Below are 25,776 nucleotides of genomic sequence, written 5' to 3'. Positions count from 1 at the left end.
AAGACGCCGTGGGGCAAGGCGATCTACAAGCGGCGCAAGGAGACGGTGGAGCGCTCGTTTGCGGATGCCAAACAGCTGCACGGGCACCGTTATGCGCGGTTCCGCGGCCTCATGAAGGTAACGTGGCTATGCCTGCTGGCAGCCGCCAGCCAGAACATGAAGAAGATCGCCCTGGCACTCACCCGGAAACCACACATGGCCGGGGCGTGAGGCCGCGGGCTCCTTCTTCATCTTCTCTGCGTCAACGCCCGCAGCGACGCCTTCCCGCTCCAACGAAAAACCCGCCAAAAAAATCGGCGGGTTTGTCAGCGGTCTGAGAAGCGCACCAGCGCTTCTTACTCCACTCCCTATGGCACCGGGGCTTCGTCTATCTCTGGTCGTCGACTGGTTGAGTCGCCGGATGCAGCAGGAACGTCTTGAACGTGAGTGTCAGAGAGATCGTTCATTTGGTCCGCGGATGCGGTAACGGCCATGCACCTAACCATCACCGTTTGCGTTCGTTCCGAGCTTGGCCAGGTCGTCGCGGCTTTTCGTGCGACGCGTCTCGTGGTCCTCACTGATCCCGAGGAAGATGAGGATATTGCCGATCGAACTAGAACACCTTCCGAAGAGATACCGCTCCAGCGACTCTGTCAGGACAGTCAACCCCCGCGGTAACGTGGGTCTTTATTTCCAATCAGCAGCCATCCGCCCTCGGGCAGCAATGCCAAGTCATTCTGCTGAAGCCACGGCCCGGATTTGAGCTTCACCTACGGTGAGGGCGGGAAAGTTTATTGAATCCCGTGCACCATGCTGTCGAGCTGCTCCGGCATATGCAACTCGAAACCTTGTGCATAATGGGCACCTATAGGCTGCAGCGCAGCTAGAAGTTCAGGGGTTTCAACGGATTCGGCAATGGTTTTTATCCCCATGCAGTTTGCTAACCTGACGACCGACTCCACGATGATGCTACTGGAAGGGTCTTCCAGCATGGCCTTGACAAACGCGCCGTCGATCTTGACGAACTGGACGGGGAGCTGCTGAAGATAGGCGAATGATGCCATCCCGCTTCCAAAATCGTCGAGTGCAAAGCGAAAGCCATGCAAAGATAGCATCTTCATTGACTCCGCGCTTCGACTGACATCGGAGATCGCACCGGTCTCAGTGACCTCGAAGCATATTTGCGCTGCATTGATGCTCGGAAACTCCGCCAACAATCCTTCGATGAAGGAATGGAAGCTGAGTGAGCCCAGCGTGATCCCCGAGAGATTGATGAAATACCCCACAAAGCCGCGGATCTCTTCAGGAAGTCCGGCAAAATGTGCGAAGGCTTTGGCTACGACATGGCGATCGAGCGCCTCGATCATGCCGAAACGCTCAGCGGCCGGGATGAAGCCGGACGGAGGAATGATTCTTCCCTCTGCATCTTGCAGGCTGCTTAGGATCTCGAAATAGCGAACTGCCGAAACTGTCGGTTCAACAATATCAACAATGCGTTGTCCGTAGAGGACGATTCTATCGTCGCGAATAGCTTCCTGGAGACGTGTAACATTGTCCATCTCTGTAAGCTGCCGCCCGATGTCCTCATCCGACGGCCAGGCAAGCTTGACTTTGTCCCGGCCAAACTCCTTGGCAAGGAAGCAGGCCGCATCAGCAAGTCCCAATGCGTCCTGGAAAGAGCTCCCTTCCTTCTCCGAGAACATCGCCACACCGACGCTGAGCGTCACGCCATAACGCTTGTTCTTCCAGACAAAGCTGATCGCTTTGACAGCCCCTCGTAAGCGGTGAGCGTGAGCTACCGCCTCCTCGCTAGAGCATGCGGGCATCAGGAGCGCGAACTCGTCGCCGCCCAGCCTCGCAAGAAACGCTCCGTCGCCAGCAATCTGCGACAGGACCCTCGCCACTTCCTTGAGAAGACCGTCTCCCGCTGCATGACCACAGCGATCATTGATGATCTTGAAATGGTCGATGTCCATGTAAAGAAGAGCATGGGGCGCTGGTGTATCGATCTGTAAAGTGCGCCTTTCAAATTCCCGACGATTGTAGAGTCCCGTCAAGGCATCATGTGCTGCCTGAAACGCAACTTCCTGTGCGAGGGTGTACGCCTCGGTAACGTCGTTGCCTTGAACGAAGATGCCCGTAACTTCATGATCCTCGTGGAATATCGGCTGATAGATAAGGTCGATATACCTTTGTTCGAGAGGTGCTCCCTCCACCCGCTGCAGTTGGATAGGCATAGCGCGACCGATGAAGGGCTCTCCGGTCTGATAGACCTTGTCGAGCTTTTCCAAAAAGCCTTGGAAGACGACTTCCGATAGAACTTCCGCCAAAGGGTGGCCGATGATCTCGCGATGCCCTACCAGTTGATAGTAGGCGTCGTTGGCTAGTTCATAGATATGACGGGGCCCTTCAAGCACGCAGATGAACCCAGGCGCTTGATGAAAGAGCTGCTGAAGCCGCGCTCCCTCTGAGCTTAAGGCGGTCTGCGATGCCCGGACCGCGATTGCGTTCTCGCCATCATCATCTGTATCGGCGGACAGAAAAGCATTGGCGCGCACAAGCTCTGTCGTGTCGAGGGGGCAGTGCAAGATACCGCTCAGCTCACCGCCCGGGGAGAACAACGGGACGTTGGATGCTGTCCAGTGGCGTGAGAGTGTCTTCCCATCAGGAATGATGATATCGTAGCAGGTGCTCGTGATATGATGCGGCTCACCTGTCTTCAGGACTCGGCGGAAGGAATCTTGGAGAATATCCTTCTGAGCTTCGTCGCCACCTGGAAAAACATCGAATATCGACCGTCCTATTAGCTCCGCGCGCGAGCGGTGACAGACCGCCTCATAGGCCGCGTTGCATGCGCGAAACGTCAATTCTACGTCGAGGATCGCAGCTGGAGTCGGCCCTGCATCGAAGATAGCCGCATAGTCCACACCGTTTTCTGTCATTTTCTGTCATTAGTCTCCCCTCAAGGAAATATAGAATAATGAGTGTAAATGCGTCGGAAATAAACCGCACAAATTGCTATCATATACATATTTAGCATACATCCGCTGCGGCTCGGCTATCCACCGCCTACGGCGAACATCACCGGTCAGCAATTCAACTTGTCGATACTGGTTAGACATAAGCCTGATGGGGCTGCCTGATCGCAACTCCTTCGTCAAGTAGGTCGGCTTTATGGCGCTTCCGGGTGCAGGGATGTCATCGCGGTCGGGACAGGCCGCCGCATGATGGAGCTTCGCGGCGCGAGCCTTTAATGTGGACGACGCATTTTGCCTGTTTGGCAGTGCAACCCCATCAACGGAATGGCTCGGCTTGACGTCCCGGCAGGGACACCCAAGCGCTCGGTTTTCGAACGCTATGGCGTTCTATGCTGCGATTGCTGGATTTTGGTTGAAGAACTCGCCAGTTTTCAGCATCGTGTGCATCACGGCCACCAGTTTGCACGCCACTGCCACTGCGGCTCTCTTGAAGCCGATCCTCTCTCGAAGTTGCAGACCCCAGGTGCGCAGAGCGCCTTCGCGCGAGGAGCGCGTCAGGATCACCGTTGCGGCTTCATACAGAAGCCCAAGCAAGTGACTATTCCCGTTCGCATATATGTCCGTAGCAATCAACCTCTCTCGACTGATAGCGCCGGACCGTCAGCCCGACCCATGCGCCAACGGATGTTGAGGACTTAAAGTTGGCTGGGTCCTCAATAGCGATGGCGAAGGAAGTTGCGGTGATCATGCCGACACCAGGGATCGACATCAGAAGACGGCACGCCTGACTTTCGCGTGCCCGCGACAAGTTTGCGTCCCAGTTCGGCGGCACGAGAGCGAATGCCGCGCCAGGCCTTTAGCATGGCTGGTAACTCAGACTGCCCTTCGAGAAGATCTCGAACATTCTTTTCGAACGTAGCACCTTTGGCAGCGGGACGATCAGTCTGAACGTTTTCATGACCCCGTGGATCTGGGTCAAGAGCTCGGTCATGATTCGGACTAGGCGATTGCGAGCGGCAACAAGCGGTCGGGTGGGCATGCTATCGAACCCCTTACGCGCACCTCACGAAAGATGGGACAGTTCAACGGAGTTAGTCGATAACACAGGGGATATTGACCGGCCTGGATGTTCTCAGTGGCAATCAACAGGCTGGCGGTTGAATCTCTCGATCCTGAAGATCAAAGGTAAAGGGCTTGCCACTAAAGGCTTCGCGGCCGCGGCCTATGCTGCGAATGGCGGCGATCATGCGGCCTTGTCTTCCCATCATCTCGTCCGCCAGGGCCACGATGCGCGGATTGGGTGTCGCGCTAGGCGAAAGCCGGCGCAATGTTTGCGCAAGGTCCAGTTCACCCTGTTCCGGCTGAAGAAGGCAGGTAACGATATATGCGACCGCCGTAGAACGGCTGATGCCCGCATAGCAACTGACGATCAGCGGAGCCTGCCTGTCCCAATTTCGCGCGAAATCGATCACGGCCCCGACATGGGAATGCGAGGGCGCAACAAGCCGTTCGCGCTCATCTACGATATCGTTCATGGAGAGAAACAGCCAGCCGCTTTCCGCAATTTGCGCTGGTCGTCCCAATTCTTTTCCCGGGGAAGAAATCGCGATTAAATGCATAGCTCGGCTCTCGCGCAGCGTCTCGGCAAGATGCGGTAACGGAGTGACATGGATCATTGCCCGGTAAGTCCCGCAAGTGCTGCATCAAGTCGGGCAAACCCCGCTTCCCCGCCTGGCAACCCGAAACGGAGAGCATCGGGCTGTACCTCGAAATTGCGCACGAGAATGCCCGCGCGGCCAAGAGCATCGAAGATCTCATCTGCGTTGGCGGCCCGCACGAATCGATAAAGCAACGTCCCTCCGATTGCATCGAGCCCATGGCGTGCCAGAAGCGCGTTGAGTTGTGCCGTCTCGCTTTCGAGCTGCGCGCGCATGGCAGCTTGCCACGTTCGATCGCCAAGCGCTGCAATGCCGATCTCCAACGCCGGCCCGGAGACGGCCCACGGTCCGAGTCGGGTTGAGACCCGTCTGACCATCTCACGCCCGGCAAGCGCAAAACCCAGGCGAAGTCCGGCGAGGCCAAAGAATTTACCAAAGGAACGCAACACAACGAGGCCGGGGTGTCCGGCATCTCCCGCAACGCTTTCGGCCACCGGTCCAACTTCCATGAAGGCTTCATCGACGATGAGCAGACCGCCTTTGACCGCAAGACGGTCAGCGAGCGCTAGAAGCGCCGGCCGGGGAGCGACCCGCCCATCGGGATTGTTCGGATTGACGACGACCGCAAGGTCGGCCCCTGTCAGCATCTCGAAATCAGATGCCTCCGTTACACAGTGGCCCGCCAGCCGCGCGGTCCGCGCATGCTCGGCATAGGTGGGTGACAGCACCACCGCTTTTCCGGGGGCAACGAGTTGCATCACCTGCGGCAGAAGGATCTGTGTGCCGGGCGCGGCAACCACCAATTCGGCGGAACGCGCATCATAGAAGTCGGCCGCTGCCCTACGCAGTTCGTCCAGCCGCTCTGTTTCGGGCAGAGTCGAAAATGCGGTTGCGGGCAATTCGGGGAGTGGATAGGAGTGCGGGTTGATGCCGGTGGAGAGATCCAGCCACGGCACCGTCACATCGGGGAAGAGACGACGGGCCCGCGTCAAGCTGCCGCCATGATCGCCCACCTCTGCGGGGAGTTCTTCTCGTTTCATGTCCGTTCTGTTTGCCTTTCTAACGCTCGCGATCGAGGCGGTCATTGGCTATCCGGACCGCCTTTTCCAGCTGGTCGGGCACCCGGTGACATGGATCGGCCGCGTGATCACCACGCTTGACCGGAACCTTAACAAGCCAAACTCTTCCGCGCCGCTGCGCCGCATGGCCGGAATTGTCACGCTGGTGATTCTGATCACGGTTGCCGCAGGCGTCGGTTGGAGTATCCAGAGCCTGCTTGGCACCGGCGCGGGGCTGGTCGCCACCGCGCTGGTCTCCTCGTCGCTCATCGCCCAGCGCAGCCTCTTTGCCCACGTGAATGCCGTCGCAGAGGCATTGGAGACCGACGGCCTCAAGGCCGGGCGAATGGCCGTTTCGCAAATCGTCGGGCGCGATCCTCACACCCTCGATGAAGCAGCCGTCGCCCGTGCGGCGATCGAAAGCCTTGCCGAAAACTTCTCCGACGGCATCGTCGCACCGGCTTTTTGGCTCGCCGTCGCCGGCCTGCCGGGTGCAGCCGCTTACAAAGCCGTCAACACGGCAGACAGCATGATCGGACACCGCACCCCGCGCCATGAGGCATTCGGCTGGGCTGCGGCTCGCTTCGACGATCTCGTCAACCTGCCTGCGTCGCGGCTGAGCGCGCTGCTCATCATTGGCGCCTGCCCATTCGTGCGCGACGCCTCGGCCGGTGCCGCGTGGCGCGCGCTCAGGCGCGATTCGGGCGAACATCGCTCGCCCAATGCGGGTTGGCCGGAAGCGGCAATGGCCGGCGCGCTCGGATTGGCGCTGGCTGGCCCCCGTTCCTATGGAGGCGTGCTGGTGGATGATGCCGAGATGGGATCCGGCGGACGGCGCGAGGCGCATGCCGCCGATATACGCCGCGCGCTGGCGTTGTTCCGCGTTGCTGACGCGTTGCTGATCATCGCCCTCGGCCTGGCAGCGGCGGCGATCATGCTGCATGGCTGATCAGCGCATCGACGTCGAGATGAGCCTCAAGATGGACTGCCAGCGCATCCAGCGCTTCTTCCACACCCGCCTCGTAATCGAGAGCCGATGCCGTGCCCCCGAGCCGCTTCAGCCAGGCTGAACGCTGATGGTCATTGGCGAAAAGGCCGTGGAGATAGGTGCCTATGACGCGCCCGTTGGCCGAGATCGCGCCATCTGTGCGTGAACCGTCGATCTGCGCGAAGCGCCGCGCGCAATCCGGCCCTGTCGTCTCGCCCATATGAATCTCATAGCCATCGAACGGCACGTTGTCGAAGCTCGTGCCCGCCACCGTCGCGACGCGTTTTTCCTTCGAAAGCGTTGTCGCGACATCGAGCAGGCCGAGGCCCGGGACCGATCCAGCCGCGCCCTCCACGCCTTCGGGATCGGAGACGACCCGGCCCAGCATCTGGTAGCCGCCGCAAAGGCCGAGCACATGGCCCCCACGCCTGACGTGAGCGGCAAGATCGATGTCGAAGCCAGCCTCGCGCAATGCGGTGAGGTCGGCGATGGTTGATTTCGAACCGGGCAGAAGCACCAGAGCGGCATCGCCCGGCAGAGCCGTTCCCGGCCAGACGCGCAACAGTTCCACCTCCGGTTCCGCCTCCAGAGGATCGAGATCATCGAAATTCGCGATATGCGGCAGCATCGGCACCGCGATGCGGATGGGCCCGTTCTTGCCGCGCCGCGCATCCTTGCCCATCAGGGCCAGCGCATCCTCGGCAGGCAGGCGCGCTGCGGCCGGCAGATGCGGTACGAGGCCGAAAGGGCTCCAGCCGGTGCGTCGGGCGATTTCCTCCATACCGCGTTTGAAAAGCGCCGGGTCGCCGCGAAACCGGTTGACGATGAAACCGCAGATCATGGCGGCATCGCCGGGGTCGATCACATGGGCAGTGCCCACCAGGCTGGCGATGATGCCGCCGCGATCGATATCGCCGATCACCACCACCGGCACATTCGCCGCGCGCGCAAAGCCCATATTGGCGATGTCGTTTGCCCGCAGATTGATTTCCGAAGCACTTCCAGCACCTTCGACCAGGACGAAATCCGCTTCCGCTGAGAGCCTTTCGAAACTCTCCAGAACACGCGGCATCAGCGTCCTTTTCACATCCTGATAACGGGCTGCATCGGCGCTTGCCGCAACCTTGCCCTGCACGACGATCTGCGCGCCCACCATGCTTTGGGGCTTCAAAAGCACCGGATTCATATGAACCGAGGGCGCAATCCGTGCGGCCCGCGCCTGCAATGCCTGCGCCCGCCCGATTTCACCGCCATCCACCGCAACCGCCGCATTGTTCGACATGTTTTGCGGCTTGAAAGGCCGGATGCGATAGCCGCGATTGGTCAAGGCGCGGGCAAGGCCCGCCACGATCAGTGACTTGCCCACATCCGAGCCGGTCCCCTGGAACATCAGCGCCCGCGCCGTCATCTCAGAATTCAATGCCCTTCTGAGCCTTCACACCGGCGGTAAAGTGGTGCTTGACCGCTCCCATCTCGGTGACGAGGTCGGCTGCCTCGATCAGTGCAGGCTTGGCATTGCGCCCGGTTACGACCACATGCAGGTCGTCCCGGCGCGTGGCAAGATCGCGCACAACCTCGTCGAGGTTCAGATAATCGTAGCGCAGGGCAATATTGAGCTCATCGAGGATCACAAGACCGAAGGAAGGATCCGCCATCAGTTCGCGGGCTTTGGCCCATGCTCGTTCCGCCGCCGCGATATCGCGGGTGAGATCCTGCGTCTCCCAGGTGAAGCCCTCGCCCATGGCGTACCAGGCGACCTTGTCGCCAAACACGGCGAGCGCGTGCTTTTCGCCCGCATGCCATGCGCCCTTGATGAACTGAACGATACCGACACGCTTTCCATAACCCAGCATGCGCAACGCCAATCCGAACGCCGCGGTGGACTTGCCCTTGCCCGGTCCCGTATTGACGATGAGCAGCCCTTTCTCGACCGTTTTTTCCGCCACCTCGGCGTCCTGTACGGCCTTGCGGCGCTCCATCTTGGTCTTGTGACGGCGGGCGGTTTCTGGATCGATCTGTTTCATTTCACTCTCATCGGTAGGCCGGCAACTGTCAGGATCACGCTATCGGCCGCTGCGGCAACTGTCTGGTTGAGGCGTCCCGCATGGTCGCGAAATGCCCGCGCGAGCGCGTTGTCTGGAACGATGCCCAGGCCCACCTCGTTGGCGACGACCACCCACGGCCCGCGGGGAGACGCGAGCACCTCCGCCAGTCCTCGGATCTCCGCTTCGACGTCGCGGTCGGCAAGCATGACGTTGGTCAGCCAGAGCGTCAGGCAGTCGATCAGCACGGGCCGACCGGTTTCCACGGATGACAATGCACCGGCAAGCTCGAACGGAACGTCGAGCGTTTCCCAGCCGTCATCGCGGCGCGCGCGATGCTCGGCGATTCGCTCTTGCATTTCACCGTCGAGCGCCTGTGCGGTGGCGATATAGCTCCAGGGGGCGGGATATGCCGTTATTATGCTTTCGGCATGGCGGCTTTTGCCTGAACGCGCTCCGCCCAGCACGAAGGACAGATGGGATGCGCTCATGCTGCGGTTCCGCAAAAACGAGCGTGGGCGCGGGTGCTTCCGTGCCGCAAAATCGGCGATGCAATCATGACCTTCCCTTCGCCCTCGCCCCGAGGACATAGAATCTCATCAACATTGCCGGCAGGTCTCCTGGCTTGCGAGTCGACACCTTGCGCCCCGCCTTCCCAGAGCAAAGCTCCAGTGGCAAAAGGGGCAGGCTCTTCGCCTACAGTTGCGGGGGCAGCCGCTGCTTGGGACGGCGAAATCCGAACAGCGTTCCCTCAAGTCCCTCTCGGGAACCGGCTTGGGCGACAATACCTCATAACGGCGAACTCGCAAGTCCGCTTGCCGCACATTGACAGGGTCTATCCCAGGAGACTAAATGCGCCGCGACGGTCTCCTCTCTCTCCAGAGAGGAGCTAAGAGGGAATACGGTGCGCCGCGAGGCAACCCCGTAGCTGTTCCCGCAACTGTAAGCGGAAAGTGCCGGCCATACGCCACTGGGCTTCATGCCTGGGAAGGCGGCCAGAACGTTACGATCCGCAAGCCAGGAGACCTGCCGTCGCGAAAAAAATCCTCATCGTCTGGCGGGTGTCCCGGACAAGGAGCAACTGGTGGCTTACGGCTCTTCATCACCGTCCCGCAGGGATGATATCTGCGATCAAGCATCGTCGGGCAAGCCCATCGATCCGCTCGCCGAAGTTACGATTCTCGTGTGCAATACGTGCCGTCTGCAATCCGAACCCCACCTCGATCCGCGTCCGGGCTTAGTTCTGGCGCAGAACGTGATCGCTGCCGGGGCTGAGGCAGGGGTCAACGTTCTGTCCGTCGGTTGTCTCGGCAATTGCAAACGGGGGCTTTCGGCTGCGATCCTGCGCAAGGGCTCCTGGTCATACGTGTTTGGCGGCCTGAACCCCGGCAATGCGGATGACCTTGTCAGCGGCGCCAAAGTGTTCGCCGCTTCCAATGACGGTTTCATGCCTTTTCGCGAACGCCCCGAAGCGCTTAAGCGCGGACTTATCGCACGCATTCCCACTTTCGACAGCCTGAAGGACCTGCCATGACCGCTTCTGCCACCCGCGTTCCCTGCACCGTCGTCACCGGATTTCTCGGCGCGGGCAAGACAACGCTGATCCGCAACATCCTCGAACAATCGAAGGACAAGCGCCTCGCCATCATCGTCAACGAGTTCGGCGATGTCGGCATCGACGGCGAGATTCTCAAGAATTGCGGCATCGAGACCTGTCCCGGCGAGAATATCGTCGAGCTGGCCAATGGTTGCATCTGCTGCACCGTCGCCGACGATTTCGTCCCTGCGCTGGACCAGATCCTCGCGCTTGAGAACAGGGTCGACCACATCCTGATCGAGACCTCCGGCCTCGCGCTGCCGAAGCCGCTCATCCAGGCTTTCCAGTGGCCGGCCATCAAGGGACGTGTGACGGTGGACGGAGTGGTTGCGGTCGTCGACGGTCCAGCTCTGGCCGAGGGTCGCGTCGCCAGCGACCATGATGCGCTCGCCGACCAGCGCGCGGCCGATGATTCGCTCGACCACGACGATCCGATCGAGGAAGTGTTCGAGGATCAGGTTGCCTGCGCCGACCTAATCATCCTGTCGAAAAGCGACCTTCTCGACGATTCAGGCCGTGAACGCGCACGGGCGGTTGTGGCCGAACACCTGCCTCGCGCCGTCAAGATCGTTCCGGCGAGCGACGGCCGGGTCGATCCTTCCGTCCTGCTGGGCCTCGGCCTTGCGGTTGAAGACGACATCGAAAACCGCAAGACGCATCACGACAACGCTTTCGACCACGAGCATGATGATTTCGACACCTTCGTCGTCGAGCTTCCGGCAATCACCGATCCGGACGAGCTGGCGCAAAGGGTGCGGAACGCGGCCGAAGCCGAGAACGTGCTGCGCGTAAAGGGCTTTGCCGACGTGTCTGGGAAGCCGATGCGCCTTCTCATCCAGGGCGTTGGTCCGCGCGTCACGCATTACTACGATCGGGCATGGAATGCCGGTGAGGAACGCGCAACGCGTCTTGTGGTCATCGGCCTGAAGGGCATCGACCGTACCGCGATCGAAACGCTGCTCAACGCCTGATCCTGGAACGCCGATGCATATCCTCGCCACCAGTTCCGCTTCTCTGGACGACCTGATCGAGCCCGTCGATCTCGCCCAGACTCCGGCGGACATGGTGGCGCTTTCCTTCACCGACAGCGACCTTTCGGCGCTGCGTGCCGCATGGACAGCGCAGGCGGACGCGCTTCCCGAGATGCGTTTTGCGCCCTTGCGCGAACTGCGTCATCCGATGTCCGTGGACCTCTGGATCGACGGCGCGGCGGCACATGCGAAAGTCATTCTCGTCCGCGTTCTGGGCGGCTATGACTGGTGGCGCTATGGCTGCGACCAGCTTGCAGCCATGGCCCGCAGGACCGGGGCACGGCTGGTTCTGCTGCCCGGCGAATGCCGCCAGGACGACGAGCGCCTGGCGCGGCTTTCGAACGTGGATCCCACCGAGCGGGCCATTCTGCTCGACTGTTTCCGGCAAGGCGGACCGGAAAACATGCAGGTTGCAATCCGCCGGCTCGCACGGCTTGCCGGACGCGAGATCGATGCAGGCGGGCCGAAACCGCTGGCGAAGGCCGGGCTCTACAAGCCGGGCAAAGGCATTGCCGAAATAGCGGATTTTGGTATCGCGCACGCGCCGTTCTTGCCGATCCTGTTCTACCGCTCCATGCTTCTCGCAGCTGACGTGGAACCGATCGACGCGCTGGTGGACGCGCTGGAGACAAGAGGGCTGACGGCGGTTCCGGTCTTCGTGTCGAGCCTGCGCGAGAATGAACCCCTCGAGCTGATCTCGAAGATCGTCGAAAGCCTCAAGCCTGCCGCCCTCATCACTGCCACCGCTTTTGCCTCGATGGCGGAACCGGGCGGGGACACTCCGTTCGATCGTTTCGGTCTGCCTGTCTTTCAGGTCGTAACGGCCACGACGCGCCGGACCGCCTGGATCGATGGGCAACGCGGCCTTGCTCCGGCAGACCTTGCCATGCATGTGGTGCTGCCCGAACTCGATGGGCGCATCCTGGCGGGCGCGATCTCGTTCAAGGATTCGGGCGGGGATACTGCCGCCGCAGCCGCACAGGTCAACCGCGCCGAACCCGACCGGGTGGACCGGGTAGCCAAGCGCATCGCAAGCTTCATCAAGCTTTCGCAAACACCGCGGAGCGAACGCCGCATCGCGATCCTGATCCCGGATTATCCCGCCGCAACCGGCAGGACAGGCTATGCCGTCGGCCTCGATGTTCCGGCAAGCGTGCTGGCGATGCTGCACGACCTTGAGGACGCGGGCTACCGCGTCGAGGGAATACCGGCCACGCCGCGCGACCTGATGCGCAGGCTGGAGCGCGAGCATGCGCACCTGACGCTTGACCGCTACAGGACGTGTTTCGCCACGCTGCCCGAAAAAGCCCGCCAGGACGTCGTTGCCACATGGGGCGACCCGGCCAACGAAGCTATAGAAGGCGCCTTCGCCTTCCGCGCGCTGCAATTCGGCAATGTCACGGTGACATTAGCGCCCGACCGTGGCCGCTCCGCCGACCGCCGTTCCGACTATCATGATCCGGCACTCGCGCCCCGCCATGCTCTCATCGCCTTCGGCGCCTGGCTGCGGCAAACGCTCGGCTGTCACGCGCTGATCCATGCCGGTGCGCATGGGACGCTGGAATGGCTGCCCGGCAAGACGGTGGCTCTTTCCCGCGATTGCTTTCCCGAAATCGTCGCGGGCACCCTGCCGGTCATCTATCCGTTTATCGTTTCCAATCCCGGCGAGGCTGCGCAGGCAAAGCGCCGCATCGGCGCTGTCACGCTCGGCCATCTGACGCCACCCCTCGTCGGTGCCGGGCTGAGCATGGGCCAGCAGCAGCTGGAGCGCCTGGTCGACGAATACGCACAGGCCGAAGGGCTCGACAGCCGCCGCCGCGAGCGCCTGGCGAAGCTGATCGTGGACTCCGCGGCACGAACCGGCCTCAGCCAGGAAGCCGGTGTTACCGACGCAGACGACGAAATGTCCGCCCTCACCCGCATCGACGCATGGCTGTGCGACGTGAAGGATTTCGCCATCAAGGACGGGCTTCATGTCTATGGTCGCGCGAACGAGGGCGATGAAGACATGCGCCTGCAATCGGCACGGGCCGAGAAGCATGCGCTGATCAACGCGCTGGATGGCCGCCACATAAAGGCAGGTCCTTCCGGAGCCCCGTCGCGAGGGCGAACCGACGTGCTGCCGACCGGACGCAATCTCTTTACCTCAGATCCGCGTACGCTGCCGACGCCGACGGCTTTCGCGCTCGGCAAGGCTGCCGCTGATGAGGTGGTACGCACCTACTGCCAGGAGCATGGCGAATGGCCCCGCGCGCTGGTGATGGATCTGTGGGGAAGCGCATCGCTCAGGACCGGCGGCGAGGAGATTGCGCAAGGGCTTGCCCTGATGGGATGCCGCCCGCAATGGGATCACGCCACCGGGCGCGTGACCGGGATCGAGGTTCTGCCGCCTGCTGCGATAGGCCGTCCGCGCATCGATGTGACCTGGCGTATTTCCGGCCTCTTCCGCGACATGTTTCCTACGCAGATCGCGCTGCTCGACACGGCCGTCGCAGCCGTTGCCGCACGGGATGAAGCCGACGAGGACAATCCCCTTGCCGCCACCGCCCGCAAGGACAAGCGCCGCCCGGCACGCATCTTCGGCTCGGCCCCCGGCACGTTCGGTTCCGGTATCGAGGAAAGGCTCGCAATCGGCGACTGGAGCGATCGCGCTGCACTGGGTACGATCTATCTGGACACTGCATCCTTCGCCTATGGCGGTGCGGAAGGCGAAGGTAAAATGGCCGCAGACGCCTTTGCAGCGCGCGTAGCCGATGCCGATCTCCTCATTCATACCGGCGACGATGCCGGGCGCGACATTCTCGAAGGCTCGGCAGACGTCGCCTTTATCGGCGGGTTTTCAGCCGCGCTTGCCGCTCTCGGCAAATCGGCCGATCTGGTCGTCCTTGATACGACGGACCCGGAAAAGCCTCGGGCACGCTCGCTTATCGAAGCGGTAACGCGCACCGTACGCGTCCGTGCGATCAATCCGCGCTTCATTGCCGGTCAGATGCGGCACGGCCCGCGCGGCGCGAGCGAATTTGCCGAAACGGTGGACCGCCTCGTCGGCTTTGCCGAGACAACCGCCTCCATTTCGCCGACACTGATCGAAGCCGTCCATGACGCATATTTGGGCGATGCGGCAGTGCGTGCATTCCTGCTCGACCAGAACCCCGCCGCGGCACGCGCCATCGCTCAACGTTTCACGGACGCGCGGCGTCGCGGCCTCTGGCATCCTTTGCGCAATTCCATCGACTCCGATCTCGCGGAGTTGATCGCCGAGGCGCGTGCGCTGGAGGACGCGGCATGACTGCCTCTTTGCGTCGGGGCGCGTGCCCTTCCATTTCGGCACCCATGGAAACCGGCGACGGGCTGCTGGTGCGACTTGCTCCGGCTTCCGGCCAGCTTTCGCCCCGCCAGCTTGCGGGCATTGCGGAGGCCGCGCAGCGCCATGGCAGCGGATTGCTGGAAGTAACGCGACGCGGCAATCTGCAAATTCGTGGCCTGTCGTCTGAATCGACTGAACCTTTTGCCGACGAAATTTCGACGCTCGATATTTCCGTTACGTCAGGCGTTCCAGTCGAAACCGGTCCGCTGGGCGGGATCGATGCGCAGGAGATCGCCGATCCTCGACCTCTGGCCGCAGAAATACGCGCCCGCGCCACGCCGCTGTCGGCTCTGCTGGGCCCAAAGGTTACCGTAACAGTCGACGGCGGCGGCCGCCTGCATCTCGGAGCGCTGCTCGCCGACGTGAAGCTGACCGCTGTTCACGACGGCTGGCAGGTCGCCATCGGCGGCAACGCCGCGACCGCGCGGGTGCTGGCCGTGCTGGATGCGACCAAGGTCGTAGACACCACACTGAACATCTTGCAGCAACTGGCGGAGCGTAGCCGCACGGCACGAGCACGCGATCTCCCCGTTGAACATCTTCTTTCCTCCACACCACTTTGCTCCAACCAACCCTCGCCGGTCGGGATATTCCCGCTCAAGGACGGATCTTCGGCACGCGGTTTCGCCTTGGCTTTCGGCCAGATCGACAGCACAGGACTTTGCAAATTTGCGCGCGCGCTGAACCAAACTGCGGCAATCCGGCTCGCGCCGGGTGGCGGGTTGATCGTCACAGGCCTTGCGAAAGAACAGGAAGCGACTTTCGACAGTCTTGTCGCGCGCCTCGGCTTTGTCACGCGGGCGGACGATCGGCGCCTTTCCATCGTTGCTTGCGCGGGGGCACCGGCGTGCCGCTCGGCCTGGGTTGCCACGCGCTCGCTTGCAGCCGAACTCGCATCGCATATCAAGCCGCGCCACCTCGTGCATCTTTCCGGCTGCGCCAAGGGCTGTGCCCGCCCGTCCGCACCGGCTGTCACGCTTACGGGAACGCCCAATGGCTGTGTTCTCGAAGGCGAGGCCCCGCCGGATTTGCGCGCCGCGCTCATCGCGCTCGGCAATCGCTATTTCGTTCAACGGGAATCCGCATGACCACTCAAGACTACATCAAGGACGGAACCGCGATCTACGAGCGCTCCTTCGCGATCATCCGCGCCGAGGCCGATCTGTCGGTTTTTTCGAAGGCCGAGGCGGACATCGCCGTGCGCATGATCCACGCCTGCGGGCTGGTTGAAGCGAGCCGCCATTTCGTCTTTTCGCGCGATTTCGTCGAAGCAGGCCGAGCCGCCCTGAAGGCTGGAGCACCGATCCTCTGCGACGCAGAGATGGTTGCGCGTGGCGTGACGCAAGCTCGCCTGCCTGCGCGGAACGACGTCATCTGCACCCTGCGTGATCCACGCACGCCCGACCTTGCCGTGACACTCGGCAACACCCGCTCGGCAGCAGCGCTGGAACTCTGGCGCGACAGGCTCGAAGGTGCCATTGTGGCTATTGGCAATGCACCGACCGCGCTTTTTCACCTGCTCGATATGCTAGGTGACGGTGCCCCTCGCCCCGCTGCCATCATCGGCATGCCAGTGGGCTTCGTCGGCGCGGCTGAATCGAAGGACGCCCTCGCCGCCTCGGATCTCGGAATCCCCTTTGCCATCGTGCGCGGGCGGCTCGGCGGCAGCGCCATGACGGCAGCAGCCGTCAACGCATTGGCGAGGGCCGGACTTTGAGCGGGCGACTGATCGGCGTCGGCACAGGCCCCGGCGACCCCGAACTCCTGACCCTCAAGGCGGTGCGCGCACTGAACGAGGCCGATGTTGTGGCCTATTTCGCCAAGGCTGGCAATGAGAGCAATGCCCGACGCGTCGTCGCCACGCATCTGACGCGCGGCGCAGCCGAGTTTCCGCTGCTCTATCCGGTAACGACTGAGATCCATCGCAAGCACCGCTATTATACTTCCGCCATTACCGGTTTCTATGACGCCTCGGCACTTGCCATTGCCCGCCTGCTCGACGAGAACCGGACAGTTGCGGTGCTGTCCGAAGGCGATCCGCTCTTCTATGGGTCCTACATGCACCTGCATGTGCGGTTGGCCAATCGTTATCCTACGGACGTCATTCCCGGCATTACCGCGATGTCTGGCTGCTGGTCGCAAGCCGGCCTGCCCCTGGTGCAGGGCGACGACGTGCTCTCCGTTCTGCCCGGAACGCTGGACGAGGACGATCTTGCCAAACGCCTGCGCGCAGCAGACGCCGCGGTGATCATGAAAGTCGGCCGCAACCTGCCGAAAATCCGCGCCGCGCTCACCTTGGCCGGAAAGCTCGACACTGCGATCTATGTCGAGCGCGGGACGATGGATGGCGGCCGGGCCATGCCGCTTGCCGAAAAAACGGATGATCGCGCACCGTATTTCTCCCTTGTGCTCGTTCCCGGCTGGAGGTCGCGGCCATGAGCGGCAAGCTGTTCGTCATCGGAACAGGCCCCGGGAATCCGGATCAGACCACGCCGCAGGCACTGGCCGCCATTAGCGAGGCAAGCGACTTCTTCGGCTACAAGCCCTATCTCGACCGCCTTAACCTCCGCGAGGACCAGACGCGGCACGCCTCCGACAATCGCGAGGAACTCGCGCGTGCGAGTGCAGCTCTCGACCTCGCGCTCACGGGCCGGACTGTCGCGGTCGTCTCCGGCGGCGATCCCGGCGTGTTCGCCATGGCAGCGGCGGTCTGCGAGGCGGTGCAGCATGGCAGGCCGGAATGGCGCAGCATCAACATCGAGATCGTGCCGGGCATTACGGCCATGCTTGCCGTTGCCGCCCGGCTCGGCGCGCCACTCGGCCATGATTTTTGCGCCATGTCGCTGTCCGATAATCTGAAGCCGTGGGATGTCATTGAGGCGCGATTGAAAGCGGCTGTGACGGCGGGCTTCGTCATCGCGCTCTATAATCCGATTAGCCGCGCACGGCCCTGGCAACTGGGCCGCGCCTTCGAAATCGTTGCCAAGCTTCTGCCACCGGCCACTCCGATCATGTTCGGCCGCGCCGCAGGCAGGCCGGACGAGCAGATGCTGGTCGCGCCTCTCCGCGAAGCTCAGGCCGCGATGGCCGACATGGCGACCTGTGTGATCATCGGATCGGCCGAAACGCGCATCATCGAACGCGAAGGGCATGTGCCGCTTGTCTATTCGCCCCGCTCGATCGGGAGCCCGGCAAGATGACGAATACGCAGCATGGCAGCCTCGACATTTACGGCCGGTTTGCCCAACGAAATGTGGGGTGGACGCGCGATCATGACGACCGGCAGTTGAAGCGCACGCGCGGCGGCGATCTTGCCGTAGGTCGCCGAACCGCCGGAGTTTTTGGAAACGACGACATCAACGCCATGGGTTTCGAACAGGCGCTTTTCAGCTTCCATGTCGAACGGGCCGCGATCGAGAATGACCGTCGAGCCGGAGGGCAATTCGTCCGCCGGAACCGGATCGACGCTGCGAACGATGTAGCGATGCCGGGCATAATCCGTGAAAGGCGCGACCTCCTGCCGGCCGATGGCGAGGAACACCGTCGAAGGTTCGCTGCCAAGCAAGCTTGCCGCATGGGCGACACCGCGCGCGTCCAGCCAGCGATCGCCAGCCACCCGCTCCCACTGGGGTCGTGTCAGGGTGACAAGAGGAACGCTCGCGCGCTCGGCGGCTGCAACCGCATTGGTCGAGATCCCTGCGGCGAATGGATGTGTCGCATCCACCAGAATGTCGATGCGATGTTCTACGAGATATCGTGCGAGCCCTTCAGCGCCGCCGAAGCCCCCTACCCGCACCTGCCCCGGCAATTGGCGGGGACGGGCCGTTCGCCCGGCAAGCGATACGGTCGTGGAAAGGCCCGGCATGTCGGCAAGCTGCTCTGCCAATTGGCGCGCATCCGCCGTACCGCCGAGAATCAGGATGTTGCAGGTCATTATGGTTTCTAGCGACAGCCACGCTGGCTTTTCAACGAAGAAATGGCTTGCCGTCGTCGGCATCGGCGAGGATGGCCTGTCTGGTCTCGGCGAAACCGCATGCCGGCTTATCGCCGAAGCCGACGTGGTCTTCGGCGGGCACCGGCATCTGCATCACGCCGCGAGCACAATCACCGGCAGGGCCGTGCCATGGCCGTCTCCCTTCGATACCGCGATGAAAGCCGTGCTGGCCGAGCGCGGCCTCAAGGTCTGCGTGCTTGCTTCTGGCGATCCGTTTCATTTCGGTGTGGGCACGACGCTTGCTCGCCATGTCGATCCGTCCGAGATGATCGTGCTTCCGGCGCCTTCCACCTTCAGCCTCGCCGCTGCCCGCCTTGGCTGGGCTCTGAATGAAGTGGAAACGATTTCGCTTCACGGTCAGCCGATAGAGCGTATCCGTCCGCTCCTGCACCCCGGCAGGCGCATCATTGCCCTCACGTCCGATGGCTCCTCGCCTGCCTCCATCGCACGATTGCTTGTCGCTGACGGCTTCGCCAACTCGCATATCAACGTGCTGGAATCGCTGGGCGGCGGGAACGAGCAGGTGGTAGCCTGTGCGGCCAGCGAGCTGGCGAGCCAACGCTTCGGCGAGCTGAACGTCGTCACGGTCGACGTGCGTGTCGCCCCCGACGCGCGTATCCTGCCGCTGGGCTTCGGACTGGACGACGCGCTGTTTTTGCATGACGGGCAGATCACCAAGCGTGAAATCCGTGCCGTAACGCTTTCTGCGCTGGCACCCAGGCGTGGCGAATTGCTGTGGGACATCGGCGCGGGCTCCGGCTCCATCGCCATCGAGTGGATGCTGTCGCATCCCTCCATGCGCGCCATCGCCATTGAAAGGAATGCGGCGCGCATCGCCCGCATCCGCGAGAATGCTGCACGCTTCGGCATTCCCTCCCTGCGCATCGTGGAGGGAGCGGCACCCGGCGCCTGCGAAGGATTGCAGATGCCGGACGCGATCTTCATCGGCGGCGGAGGAAGCCGCGACGGAATCGTTGATTTCGCCCTGGAAGCCCTGCGTCCGGGCGGGCGGCTTGTCGCCAATGCCGTGACGCTGGAGATGGAGGCCATGCTTCTCGGCCTTCATGGGAGGCTCGGCGGACGTCTTACCCGCATTTCCATCGCCAGTGCGGAACCCGTCGGCACTATGAGCGGATGGCGTCCCGCTATGCCGGTCACGCAATGGGCCTGGGTGAAGCCATGAAGGTCGCAGGTCTGGGATGCCGCTCCGGCGTGCCGGTTCACGAAGTGCTCGCTGCACTCACCGCTGCATTGGCTGAACACGGGCTGGTGGGCTCGGCGCTCGGCGCATTGGCAACGATCCCGATCCGGGCGCAAGAGCCTGCGTTGCAAGAGGCTGCGCGCCTGCTGAGCCTGCCGCTCACCGTTCCGTCGGCAGAAGACCTCCAGCAGGCCGAAACGCTGACGCATTCGTCGGCCTCGCTCGATGCGACGGGCCTCGCCTGCGCAAGCGAAGCGGCAGCAATCGCCGCAGTGGGCCGCAATGGAATTCTTCTCGGGCCTCGGCTCGTCATCGGAAACGTCACTTGTGCCATAGCCATTTGCAAAGAGGGTTCATGACCGTTCATTTCATCGGAGCCGGCCCCGGGGCAGCCGACCTCATCACCGTGCGAGGGCGCGACTTAATTGCGCGCTGCCCCGTCTGCCTCTATGCCGGGTCGATCGTGCCGGCCGAACTGCTTGACTACTGCCCCACGGGCGCTCGTATCGTCGATACCGCGCCACTCTCGCTTGACGAAATCGAAGCCGAATATCGTCTTGCCCATGAGCAAGGCCTCGACGTTGCGCGGCTGCACTCCGGCGATCTTTCCGTATGGAGCGCGGTGGCCGAGCAGATGCGGCGGCTCGACCGGATCGGCATTCCCTATACGCTGACGCCCGGCGTGCCCGCTTTCGCCGCCGCCGCCGCAACGCTCGGGCGCGAACTGACGATCCCCGAAGTGGCGCAAAGCCTCGTGCTGACGCGCGTTTCCGGCCGCGCTTCGAAAATGCCGGAACGCGAAACGCTGTCGGGCTTCGGCGCAACCGGCGCTACGCTTGCCATCCATCTCGCCGTTCATGCTCTGGACCGCATCGTTACCGAACTGACGCCACTCTACGGTGCGGATTGCCCTGTTGCCATCGTCGCGCGCGCGTCCTGGCCGGACGAATGCGTGCTGCGCGGCACGCTTGGAACGATCGAGGGCATGATCGCCGCCACACCCATCGAGCGCACTGCGATCGTGTTTGTGGGTCGTGGCCTCAGCGCGGAGCTCGCCCGCGAAAGCGCGCTTTATGATCCCACATATCAACGCCGGTTCCGAGGACGCGGAGAATGACGCAACTGACCGATATCATCGGGCGCCTCGACTTCGAGGGCGAGACCTTCGAACCCGGCCATGTCTGGCTCGCCGGTGCGGGACCGGGCGGTCTCGGCTGCCTGACCCTTGCCGTCATAGCCGCGCTCGGCGCAGCGGATGCGATCGTCTACGATGCGCTGGTAGATCCCGCCGTGCTGGAGGCAGGCAGCGGCGAACGCCATTTCGTCGGCAAGAGGGCTGGCCAGCCCTCGGTGAGCCAGGAGGCGATCAACGCCCTGATCATCAAGCTCGCCCGCCAGGGAAAACGCGTCCTGCGCCTGAAGGGCGGAGACCCCAACATATTCGGGCGTGGCGGCGAGGAAGCCTTTGCGCTGGCCCGCGTCGGCGTTCCGTTCCGCTTTCTTCCCGGCATCACCTCGGGCCTGGGTGCGCTTTCCCAAGCGAGCATTCCCGCCACCATGCGCGGCGTCAACAAGGCGATCATCCTCGCCACCGGCCATGCGGCGGGAAGCGATGACGATCTCGACTGGCGCGCACTCGCACAAACCGGCCAGCCGATGGTGATCTATATGGGTTTGCGAAACCTGCCCACCATCGTCGCCGCGTTGATATCCGGTGGCCTTGCGAGCGAGACGCCGGCCGCGATCCTCGTTGCGGCCAGCACCGCCGACGAACGGGTCCTGGTTGCCGATCTCGGCAGCATCGTCGCCCGCGCGGAAGTCGAGCGCGTGGCTGCCCCGGCGCTGATCGTGGTCGGTGAGATCGTCGCCAGGCGCGCGGAACTCGCCAGCATTCTCCAACTGGGGGAGGCGTCATGAGCGCGCGCGGCTTCATCGTCGGTGCAGCCCGCTCGGGCTCGGGCAAGACCAGCGTGACGATCGGGCTTCTGCGCGCCTTTGCGCGAAAAGGTCTGGCTGTGCGCGGTGCGAAATCCGGCCCGGACTACATCGATCCGGGCTTTCATGCCGCAGCGACCGGTGCGCCCGGCGTCAATCTCGACAGTTGGGCGATGCCGCCAGCGCTTCTGGCAGACCTTGCCGCACGGCAAGCCAAAAATGCCGATCTGGTGATCGTTGAAAGCGCCATGGGGCTGTTCGACGGTATTCTGAGCGAAGCAGGCCGCTCCGGTGCGGCCTCCGATCTCGCCCGAACCTTCGGCTTGCCTGTGCTTCTGGTACTCGACATTTCCGGCCAGTCGCAAACGGCGGCAGCCATCGCCAAGGGCTTTGCAACCTTCGATCCTGACGTGCGGATCGGCGGCATCGTGCTCAATCAGGTCGCAAGCGAACGACACGAAAGAATGGCGCGCGCGGCAATCAAACAGCTTGGCATTCCGGTGATGGGCGCAGTCTACCGCAATCCCGACATGGCGCTTCCCGAGCGTCATCTGGGCCTTGTTCAGGCAAGCGAGCACGAAGCGCTCGAAGCCTTTATCGAACGCCTTGCAGACACGATGGAACGTGCCATCGACCTCGATGCGGTTGCCGAAATGGCTCGGCCGTTGGCCGCTGAGACCGGAGATGGTGCCGCTTCCGCACTGCCGCCGCCAGGCCAACGCATTGCGATTGCACGTGATGCAGCATTTTCCTTCGTCTATCCGCATGTGGAGCAGCACTGGCGCGAGGCTGGCTGCGCGCTGATCCCGTTCTCGCCGCTCGCCGATGAGGCGCCAGACGCCGGTTGCGATGCGTGCTGGCTGCCGGGAGGATATCCCGAGCTCCATGCCGGGCGTATCGCCGCCGCTGACCATTTCCGCGACGGACTTGCGCGCTTCGCCGCGTCCAGGCCGGTCCATGGCGAGTGCGGCGGGTTCATGGTTCTCGGCGAAACGCTGGAAGATGCCGAGGGTACAGCGCATCGCATGACGGGCTTGCTTAGCCATGCCACCAGCTATGCCAGGCGACGCATCAATCTCGGCTATCGGCAGGCAAGGCTGCTTGCCGATAGCCCCATCGGGCGCGCAGGCGAGACGGTGCGCGGCCACGAGTTCCATTATTCGCGCGTCATCTCGACCGGAACCGACCAGCCGCTGGCCGAACTGTTCGACGGGCAAGGCGATGCGCTCGGACCGTCCGGTGCAAGGCGCGGGCTCGTCACCGGCACGTTCTTTCACGCCATTGCGAAGGCCTGACGGTTGAACGGCGTCCTTCATCAGCGCTGGCTTGCCGACCTCGTCGCCTGCATCGGGTTCTATACGCGCGTGCCAATACCCCGCGCCGTACCGCTGCCGGACGACTTCGCCGCCGCGCAATGGGCCGCACCGCTGGCAGGCCTCGTGGCAGGTGGCATCGGCGGAACGTTCTTGTGGTTCGGCCATCTGGCCGGCCCGCCCGCTGAACTTGCCGCTGCCCTATCGCTCGCCTCGATGCTGCTGGCGACGGGCTGTTTTCACGAGGATGGCCTGGGCGATGTCTGCGATGGGTTCGGCGGCGGCAACACGGCCGAACGCAAGCTGGAAATCATGCGCGACAGCCGCATCGGAACGTTCGGAATGTGCGGCCTCACCCTCTCGCTGCTGGCGCGTTGGGCTGCGATCACGGCATTGGCGACAGTGTCGATATCATCCGCCATCCTCGCCATTCTCGCCGCGCATATGGCTGCGCGCGCGCCGATGGCCCTTTTCATGCATGTCGTTCCCGCTGCCCGCACCACCGGGCTCTCCGCCAAGCTGGGAGATGCGAAGGCATGGCCCGCCCTCCTATCGCTCGGCATCGGGCTTGTTTCCCTTCTTGTGCTCGGACCGAGTGCCGCCATTACTGCAATGGCCTGTCTGGCAATCTGGTTCATGGCCTTGCGCGCGCTCTGCCTGCGGCAGATCGGCGGGCATACGGGCGATGTCCTCGGCACGCTCGAACAAGGCGGAGAAATTGTCATTCTTTTTATCGCCTGCATTTTCCTCGCATGATGGAGCAAGTAACCATGACCTTCCGCACGATTGATGAGTTGCGCATGGCCTGCCTTGTTCTACCGGAAGGCAACGACACCAGCGCAACCGCCGCTGCCGCCCGCCAGAGTATCTTGACGAAACCGCTGGGTAGTCTTGGGCGACTGGAGGAAATCGCTATCTGGCTGGCACGCTGGCAAGGCCGCGCCATACCGAGGCTGGACAGGGTTCATGTGCTGGTCTTCGCAGGCTCGCACGGCGTGACGGCGCAAGGTGTCTCGGCGTTCCCGGCTGAAGTCACAGCGCAGATGGTGCAGAACTTCGCGCGAGGTGGAGCGGCGATCAACCAGCTCGCCCGGCAGACCGGCGCGAAGCTGGTGGTCAAATCGCTCGAGATCGAAAAACCGACGGCTGACTTCACCCAAGCTCCCGCCATGACGGCGGATGAACTTCTCGAAGCGGTCAATGCCGGCATCAATTCAGTGCAGGACGAGGCGGACCTTGTCTGCCTGGGAGAAATGGGCATCGGCAACACGACCGCCGCGGCTGCGCTGGCGGCTGCACTCTTCGGCGGCACCGCGCGTGACTGGGTGGGACGCGGGACCGGCGTGGACGATGCCGGTTTTTCCCGCAAGGTGGAAGTGGTCGATAGAGCGCTTGCGCATCATGCCAAGGCGCTTGCCGATCCGCTTGAAGCGTTGCGACGTGTCGGCGGACGAGAGCTCGCCGCCATGTTCGGCGCGGCGCTCGCCTCCCGCAAAAGGCGAATACCCCTGATGCTCGATGGCTTCGTGTGCACTGCCGCCGCAGCCGTGCTTGCGCGTCTTGCACAAGGTGGCCTCGCGCATGCAATGACAGGTCACGTCTCGGCGGAAGCCGGTCATCGCAAGCTGGTGGATTGTCTCGGCCAACGCCCGCTGCTCGATCTCGGCATGCGGCTCGGCGAAGCTTCCGGTGCATGCCTTGCCGTCGATATCCTGCGCGGCGCCATTGCCTGCCATTCCGGCATGGCAACCTTCACCGAAGCCGGTATCGCGGAGGGTTGAGCCATGCGCCGCGTCGTCGTTATCGGGATCGGAACCGGCAACCCACAGCACATGACCGTGCAGGCGATCGATGCGTTAAACCGGCTCGATGCTGTGTTCATTCCGCGTAAAGGCGAAAGCAAGGCGGATCTGGCCGAGCTTCGCCGTGAGATCTGCCGACGCTTCATCAGCAATTCTGCGACACGGCTGGTCGAGTTCGATCTACCGGCACGCGATCCGCATGAGCCGACCTATGGCAAGCGGGTCACCGACTGGCACGAGGGAATCGCCGATATCTACTGCAATCTTCTGTCGAACGAAGGCGAAGATGCCGTCATCGGCCTTCTCGTCTGGGGCGATCCCGCACTTTACGACAGCACGCTGCGCATCCTCGACAACGCCGCGGCGAAGTTCGATTTCCCGTTCGAGACCAAGGTAATTCCCGGCATCACAAGCGTGCAGGCGCTGGCCGCGAGTCACGCCATTCCACTCAATGACATAGGCGCGCCCTTCGTGGTCACGACGGGCCGGCGCCTGCGCGAGGGCGGCTTTCCCGTCGGGGTCGACACGGCTCTCGTCATGCTGGATGGCGAGTGCAGTTTCACGACGCTGAAGGACGCCACCCATTATGACATCTGGTGGGGTGCTTATCTCGGCATGGAGAATGAAATCACCCTCGCCGGACCCCTCGACCGTATGACGAGCGCGATTGTCACCAAGCGTCAGCAAGCCCGCGCGCGCCACGGCTGGATCATGGATATCTACCTGCTGCGCCGCCATAGAGCGCCGCGCGTCCCGGAGGCACAAAGGATGCCCTAACACCTTTGAATGAGCATCGGAATAATCCGAAAACCGCTTACACTTTTCAGTCCAAT

Annotated in this window: 24 protein-coding genes, 1 pseudogene and 2 riboswitches; of the genes and pseudogenes, 17 read left to right on the top strand and 8 right to left on the bottom strand. The window is 62.8% G+C overall.

Going from position 1 to position 25,776, the window contains the following annotated elements:
- Positions 1-210: transposase (locus tag IEX27_RS18635; protein ID WP_188722602.1), on the top strand; the 210-nt coding region annotated here is incomplete at its 5' end.
- Positions 211-770: 560 nt separating this feature from the next.
- Here IEX27_RS18635 and IEX27_RS18630 read toward each other — a convergent pair.
- The 4 genes and pseudogenes from IEX27_RS18630 to cobD form a co-directional block, all read right to left on the bottom strand.
- The gene (locus IEX27_RS18630) at positions 771-2,921 is read right to left on the bottom strand and encodes a sensor domain-containing protein (protein ID WP_188722601.1); all 2,151 of its coding nucleotides are present in this window, start codon (positions 2,919-2,921) and stop codon (positions 771-773) included.
- Positions 2,922-3,344: 423 nt separating this feature from the next.
- A pseudogene (locus tag IEX27_RS18625) lies at positions 3,345-4,028 on the bottom strand (transposase); the annotation flags it as partial.
- Between the two features lie 71 nt (positions 4,029-4,099).
- Entirely contained in the window at positions 4,100-4,633 is a 534-nt protein-coding gene (locus IEX27_RS18620) for a tyrosine phosphatase family protein (protein ID WP_188722600.1), read from the bottom strand.
- A complete protein-coding gene (gene cobD, locus IEX27_RS18615; protein ID WP_188722599.1) occupies positions 4,630-5,655 on the bottom strand; it encodes a threonine-phosphate decarboxylase CobD in 1,026 nt (341 codons plus the stop codon). Before cobD ends, IEX27_RS18620 begins: the two co-directional genes overlap by 4 nt.
- Between cobD and cbiB the strand changes: the two genes are divergently transcribed.
- Positions 5,654-6,622, top strand: a complete 969-nt coding sequence (gene cbiB, locus IEX27_RS18610; RefSeq protein WP_188722598.1) for an adenosylcobinamide-phosphate synthase CbiB — start codon at positions 5,654-5,656, stop codon at positions 6,620-6,622. The two genes, cobD and cbiB, sit on opposite strands and share 2 nt — an antisense overlap.
- On the opposite strand, the gene IEX27_RS18605 is transcribed toward cbiB, so the two are convergent.
- The 3 genes from IEX27_RS18605 to cobU are packed head-to-tail and all read right to left on the bottom strand — an operon-like array spanning position 6,606 to position 9,194.
- Positions 6,606-8,069: a cobyric acid synthase gene (locus IEX27_RS18605; protein ID WP_188722611.1), complete on the bottom strand. Its 1,464-nt coding sequence runs from the start codon at positions 8,067-8,069 to the stop codon at positions 6,606-6,608. The genes cbiB and IEX27_RS18605 overlap by 17 nt on opposite strands.
- A gap of 1 nt (position 8,070) precedes the next feature.
- Positions 8,071-8,685 carry a cob(I)yrinic acid a,c-diamide adenosyltransferase gene (gene cobO / locus IEX27_RS18600; protein ID WP_188722597.1) on the bottom strand — a complete coding sequence of 205 codons (615 nt, stop codon included), beginning with the start codon at positions 8,683-8,685 and terminating at the stop codon, positions 8,071-8,073.
- A complete protein-coding gene (cobU, locus tag IEX27_RS18595) occupies positions 8,682-9,194 on the bottom strand; it encodes a bifunctional adenosylcobinamide kinase/adenosylcobinamide-phosphate guanylyltransferase (RefSeq protein ID WP_188722596.1) in 513 nt (170 codons plus the stop codon). The genes cobO and cobU overlap by 4 nt, the downstream gene beginning before the upstream one ends.
- A gap of 102 nt (positions 9,195-9,296) precedes the next feature.
- A riboswitch (cobalamin riboswitch) is annotated at positions 9,297-9,492 on the bottom strand.
- A gap of 57 nt (positions 9,493-9,549) precedes the next feature.
- A riboswitch (cobalamin riboswitch) is annotated at positions 9,550-9,751 on the top strand.
- A gap of 36 nt (positions 9,752-9,787) precedes the next feature.
- On the opposite strand from cobU, the gene IEX27_RS18590 reads away from it, so the two are divergent.
- The 7 genes from IEX27_RS18590 to IEX27_RS18560 are packed head-to-tail and all read left to right on the top strand — an operon-like array spanning position 9,788 to position 17,898.
- Complete coding sequence (locus IEX27_RS18590; protein ID WP_244630449.1) at positions 9,788-10,237, top strand: DUF1636 family protein; 450 nt, start codon at positions 9,788-9,790, stop codon at positions 10,235-10,237.
- The gene (gene cobW / locus IEX27_RS18585) at positions 10,234-11,271 is read left to right on the top strand and encodes a cobalamin biosynthesis protein CobW (RefSeq protein WP_188722595.1); all 1,038 of its coding nucleotides are present in this window, start codon (positions 10,234-10,236) and stop codon (positions 11,269-11,271) included. The genes IEX27_RS18590 and cobW overlap by 4 nt, the downstream gene beginning before the upstream one ends.
- Positions 11,272-11,284: 13 nt before the next feature.
- Positions 11,285-14,620 carry a cobaltochelatase subunit CobN gene (cobN, locus tag IEX27_RS18580; protein WP_188722594.1) on the top strand — a complete coding sequence of 1,112 codons (3,336 nt, stop codon included), beginning with the start codon at positions 11,285-11,287 and terminating at the stop codon, positions 14,618-14,620.
- Positions 14,617-15,786, top strand: a complete 1,170-nt coding sequence (gene cobG, locus IEX27_RS18575; RefSeq protein ID WP_188722593.1) for a precorrin-3B synthase — start codon at positions 14,617-14,619, stop codon at positions 15,784-15,786. Before cobN ends, cobG begins: the two co-directional genes overlap by 4 nt.
- A complete protein-coding gene (locus IEX27_RS18570) occupies positions 15,783-16,415 on the top strand; it encodes a precorrin-8X methylmutase (RefSeq protein WP_188722592.1) in 633 nt (210 codons plus the stop codon). Before cobG ends, IEX27_RS18570 begins: the two co-directional genes overlap by 4 nt.
- Positions 16,412-17,137 (top strand): precorrin-2 C(20)-methyltransferase, encoded by a 726-nt coding sequence (locus IEX27_RS18565; RefSeq protein ID WP_188722591.1) that lies wholly within the window; start codon positions 16,412-16,414, stop codon positions 17,135-17,137. The genes IEX27_RS18570 and IEX27_RS18565 overlap by 4 nt, the downstream gene beginning before the upstream one ends.
- Complete coding sequence (locus IEX27_RS18560; protein WP_188722590.1) at positions 17,134-17,898, top strand: precorrin-3B C(17)-methyltransferase; 765 nt, start codon at positions 17,134-17,136, stop codon at positions 17,896-17,898. Before IEX27_RS18565 ends, IEX27_RS18560 begins: the two co-directional genes overlap by 4 nt.
- Here the strand turns inward: IEX27_RS18560 and IEX27_RS18555 are convergent.
- The gene (locus IEX27_RS18555) at positions 17,862-18,632 is read right to left on the bottom strand and encodes a cobalt-precorrin-6A reductase (RefSeq protein WP_188722589.1); all 771 of its coding nucleotides are present in this window, start codon (positions 18,630-18,632) and stop codon (positions 17,862-17,864) included. The genes IEX27_RS18560 and IEX27_RS18555 overlap by 37 nt on opposite strands.
- Here IEX27_RS18555 and cbiE point away from each other — a divergent pair.
- The 8 genes from cbiE to cobF are packed head-to-tail and all read left to right on the top strand — an operon-like array spanning position 18,619 to position 25,720.
- Positions 18,619-19,875: a precorrin-6y C5,15-methyltransferase (decarboxylating) subunit CbiE gene (gene cbiE / locus IEX27_RS18550; RefSeq protein ID WP_244630448.1), complete on the top strand. Its 1,257-nt coding sequence runs from the start codon at positions 18,619-18,621 to the stop codon at positions 19,873-19,875. The two genes, IEX27_RS18555 and cbiE, sit on opposite strands and share 14 nt — an antisense overlap.
- The gene (locus IEX27_RS18545; RefSeq protein WP_188722588.1) at positions 19,872-20,252 is read left to right on the top strand and encodes a cobalamin biosynthesis protein; all 381 of its coding nucleotides are present in this window, start codon (positions 19,872-19,874) and stop codon (positions 20,250-20,252) included. Before cbiE ends, IEX27_RS18545 begins: the two co-directional genes overlap by 4 nt.
- Positions 20,249-21,010 carry a precorrin-4 C(11)-methyltransferase gene (gene cobM, locus IEX27_RS18540; RefSeq protein ID WP_188722587.1) on the top strand — a complete coding sequence of 254 codons (762 nt, stop codon included), beginning with the start codon at positions 20,249-20,251 and terminating at the stop codon, positions 21,008-21,010. Before IEX27_RS18545 ends, cobM begins: the two co-directional genes overlap by 4 nt.
- Entirely contained in the window at positions 21,007-21,810 is an 804-nt protein-coding gene (gene cobA, locus IEX27_RS18535) for a uroporphyrinogen-III C-methyltransferase (RefSeq protein ID WP_188722586.1), read from the top strand. The genes cobM and cobA overlap by 4 nt, the downstream gene beginning before the upstream one ends.
- Positions 21,807-23,123, top strand: coding sequence for a cobyrinic acid a,c-diamide synthase CobB (locus tag IEX27_RS18530; RefSeq protein ID WP_188722585.1), 1,317 nt, complete (start codon positions 21,807-21,809; stop codon positions 23,121-23,123). The genes cobA and IEX27_RS18530 overlap by 4 nt, the downstream gene beginning before the upstream one ends.
- A gap of 3 nt (positions 23,124-23,126) precedes the next feature.
- A complete protein-coding gene (locus tag IEX27_RS18525; RefSeq protein ID WP_188722584.1) occupies positions 23,127-23,897 on the top strand; it encodes an adenosylcobinamide-GDP ribazoletransferase in 771 nt (256 codons plus the stop codon).
- Between the two features lie 14 nt (positions 23,898-23,911).
- Positions 23,912-24,922: a nicotinate-nucleotide--dimethylbenzimidazole phosphoribosyltransferase gene (gene cobT / locus IEX27_RS18520; RefSeq protein WP_188722583.1), complete on the top strand. Its 1,011-nt coding sequence runs from the start codon at positions 23,912-23,914 to the stop codon at positions 24,920-24,922.
- A 3-nt stretch (positions 24,923-24,925) separates the two neighbouring features.
- A complete protein-coding gene (gene cobF / locus IEX27_RS18515; protein WP_188722582.1) occupies positions 24,926-25,720 on the top strand; it encodes a precorrin-6A synthase (deacetylating) in 795 nt (264 codons plus the stop codon).
- Positions 25,721-25,776: the final 56 nt, after the last annotated feature.

Origin of the sequence: Nitratireductor aestuarii, from assembly GCF_014641695.1 — a bacterium.
Taxonomy (GTDB): domain Bacteria; phylum Pseudomonadota; class Alphaproteobacteria; order Rhizobiales; family Rhizobiaceae; genus Chelativorans; species Chelativorans aestuarii.
Note: the sequence above shows the minus strand (reverse complement) of the source record. Positions and strands in the feature narration are given on the sequence as shown.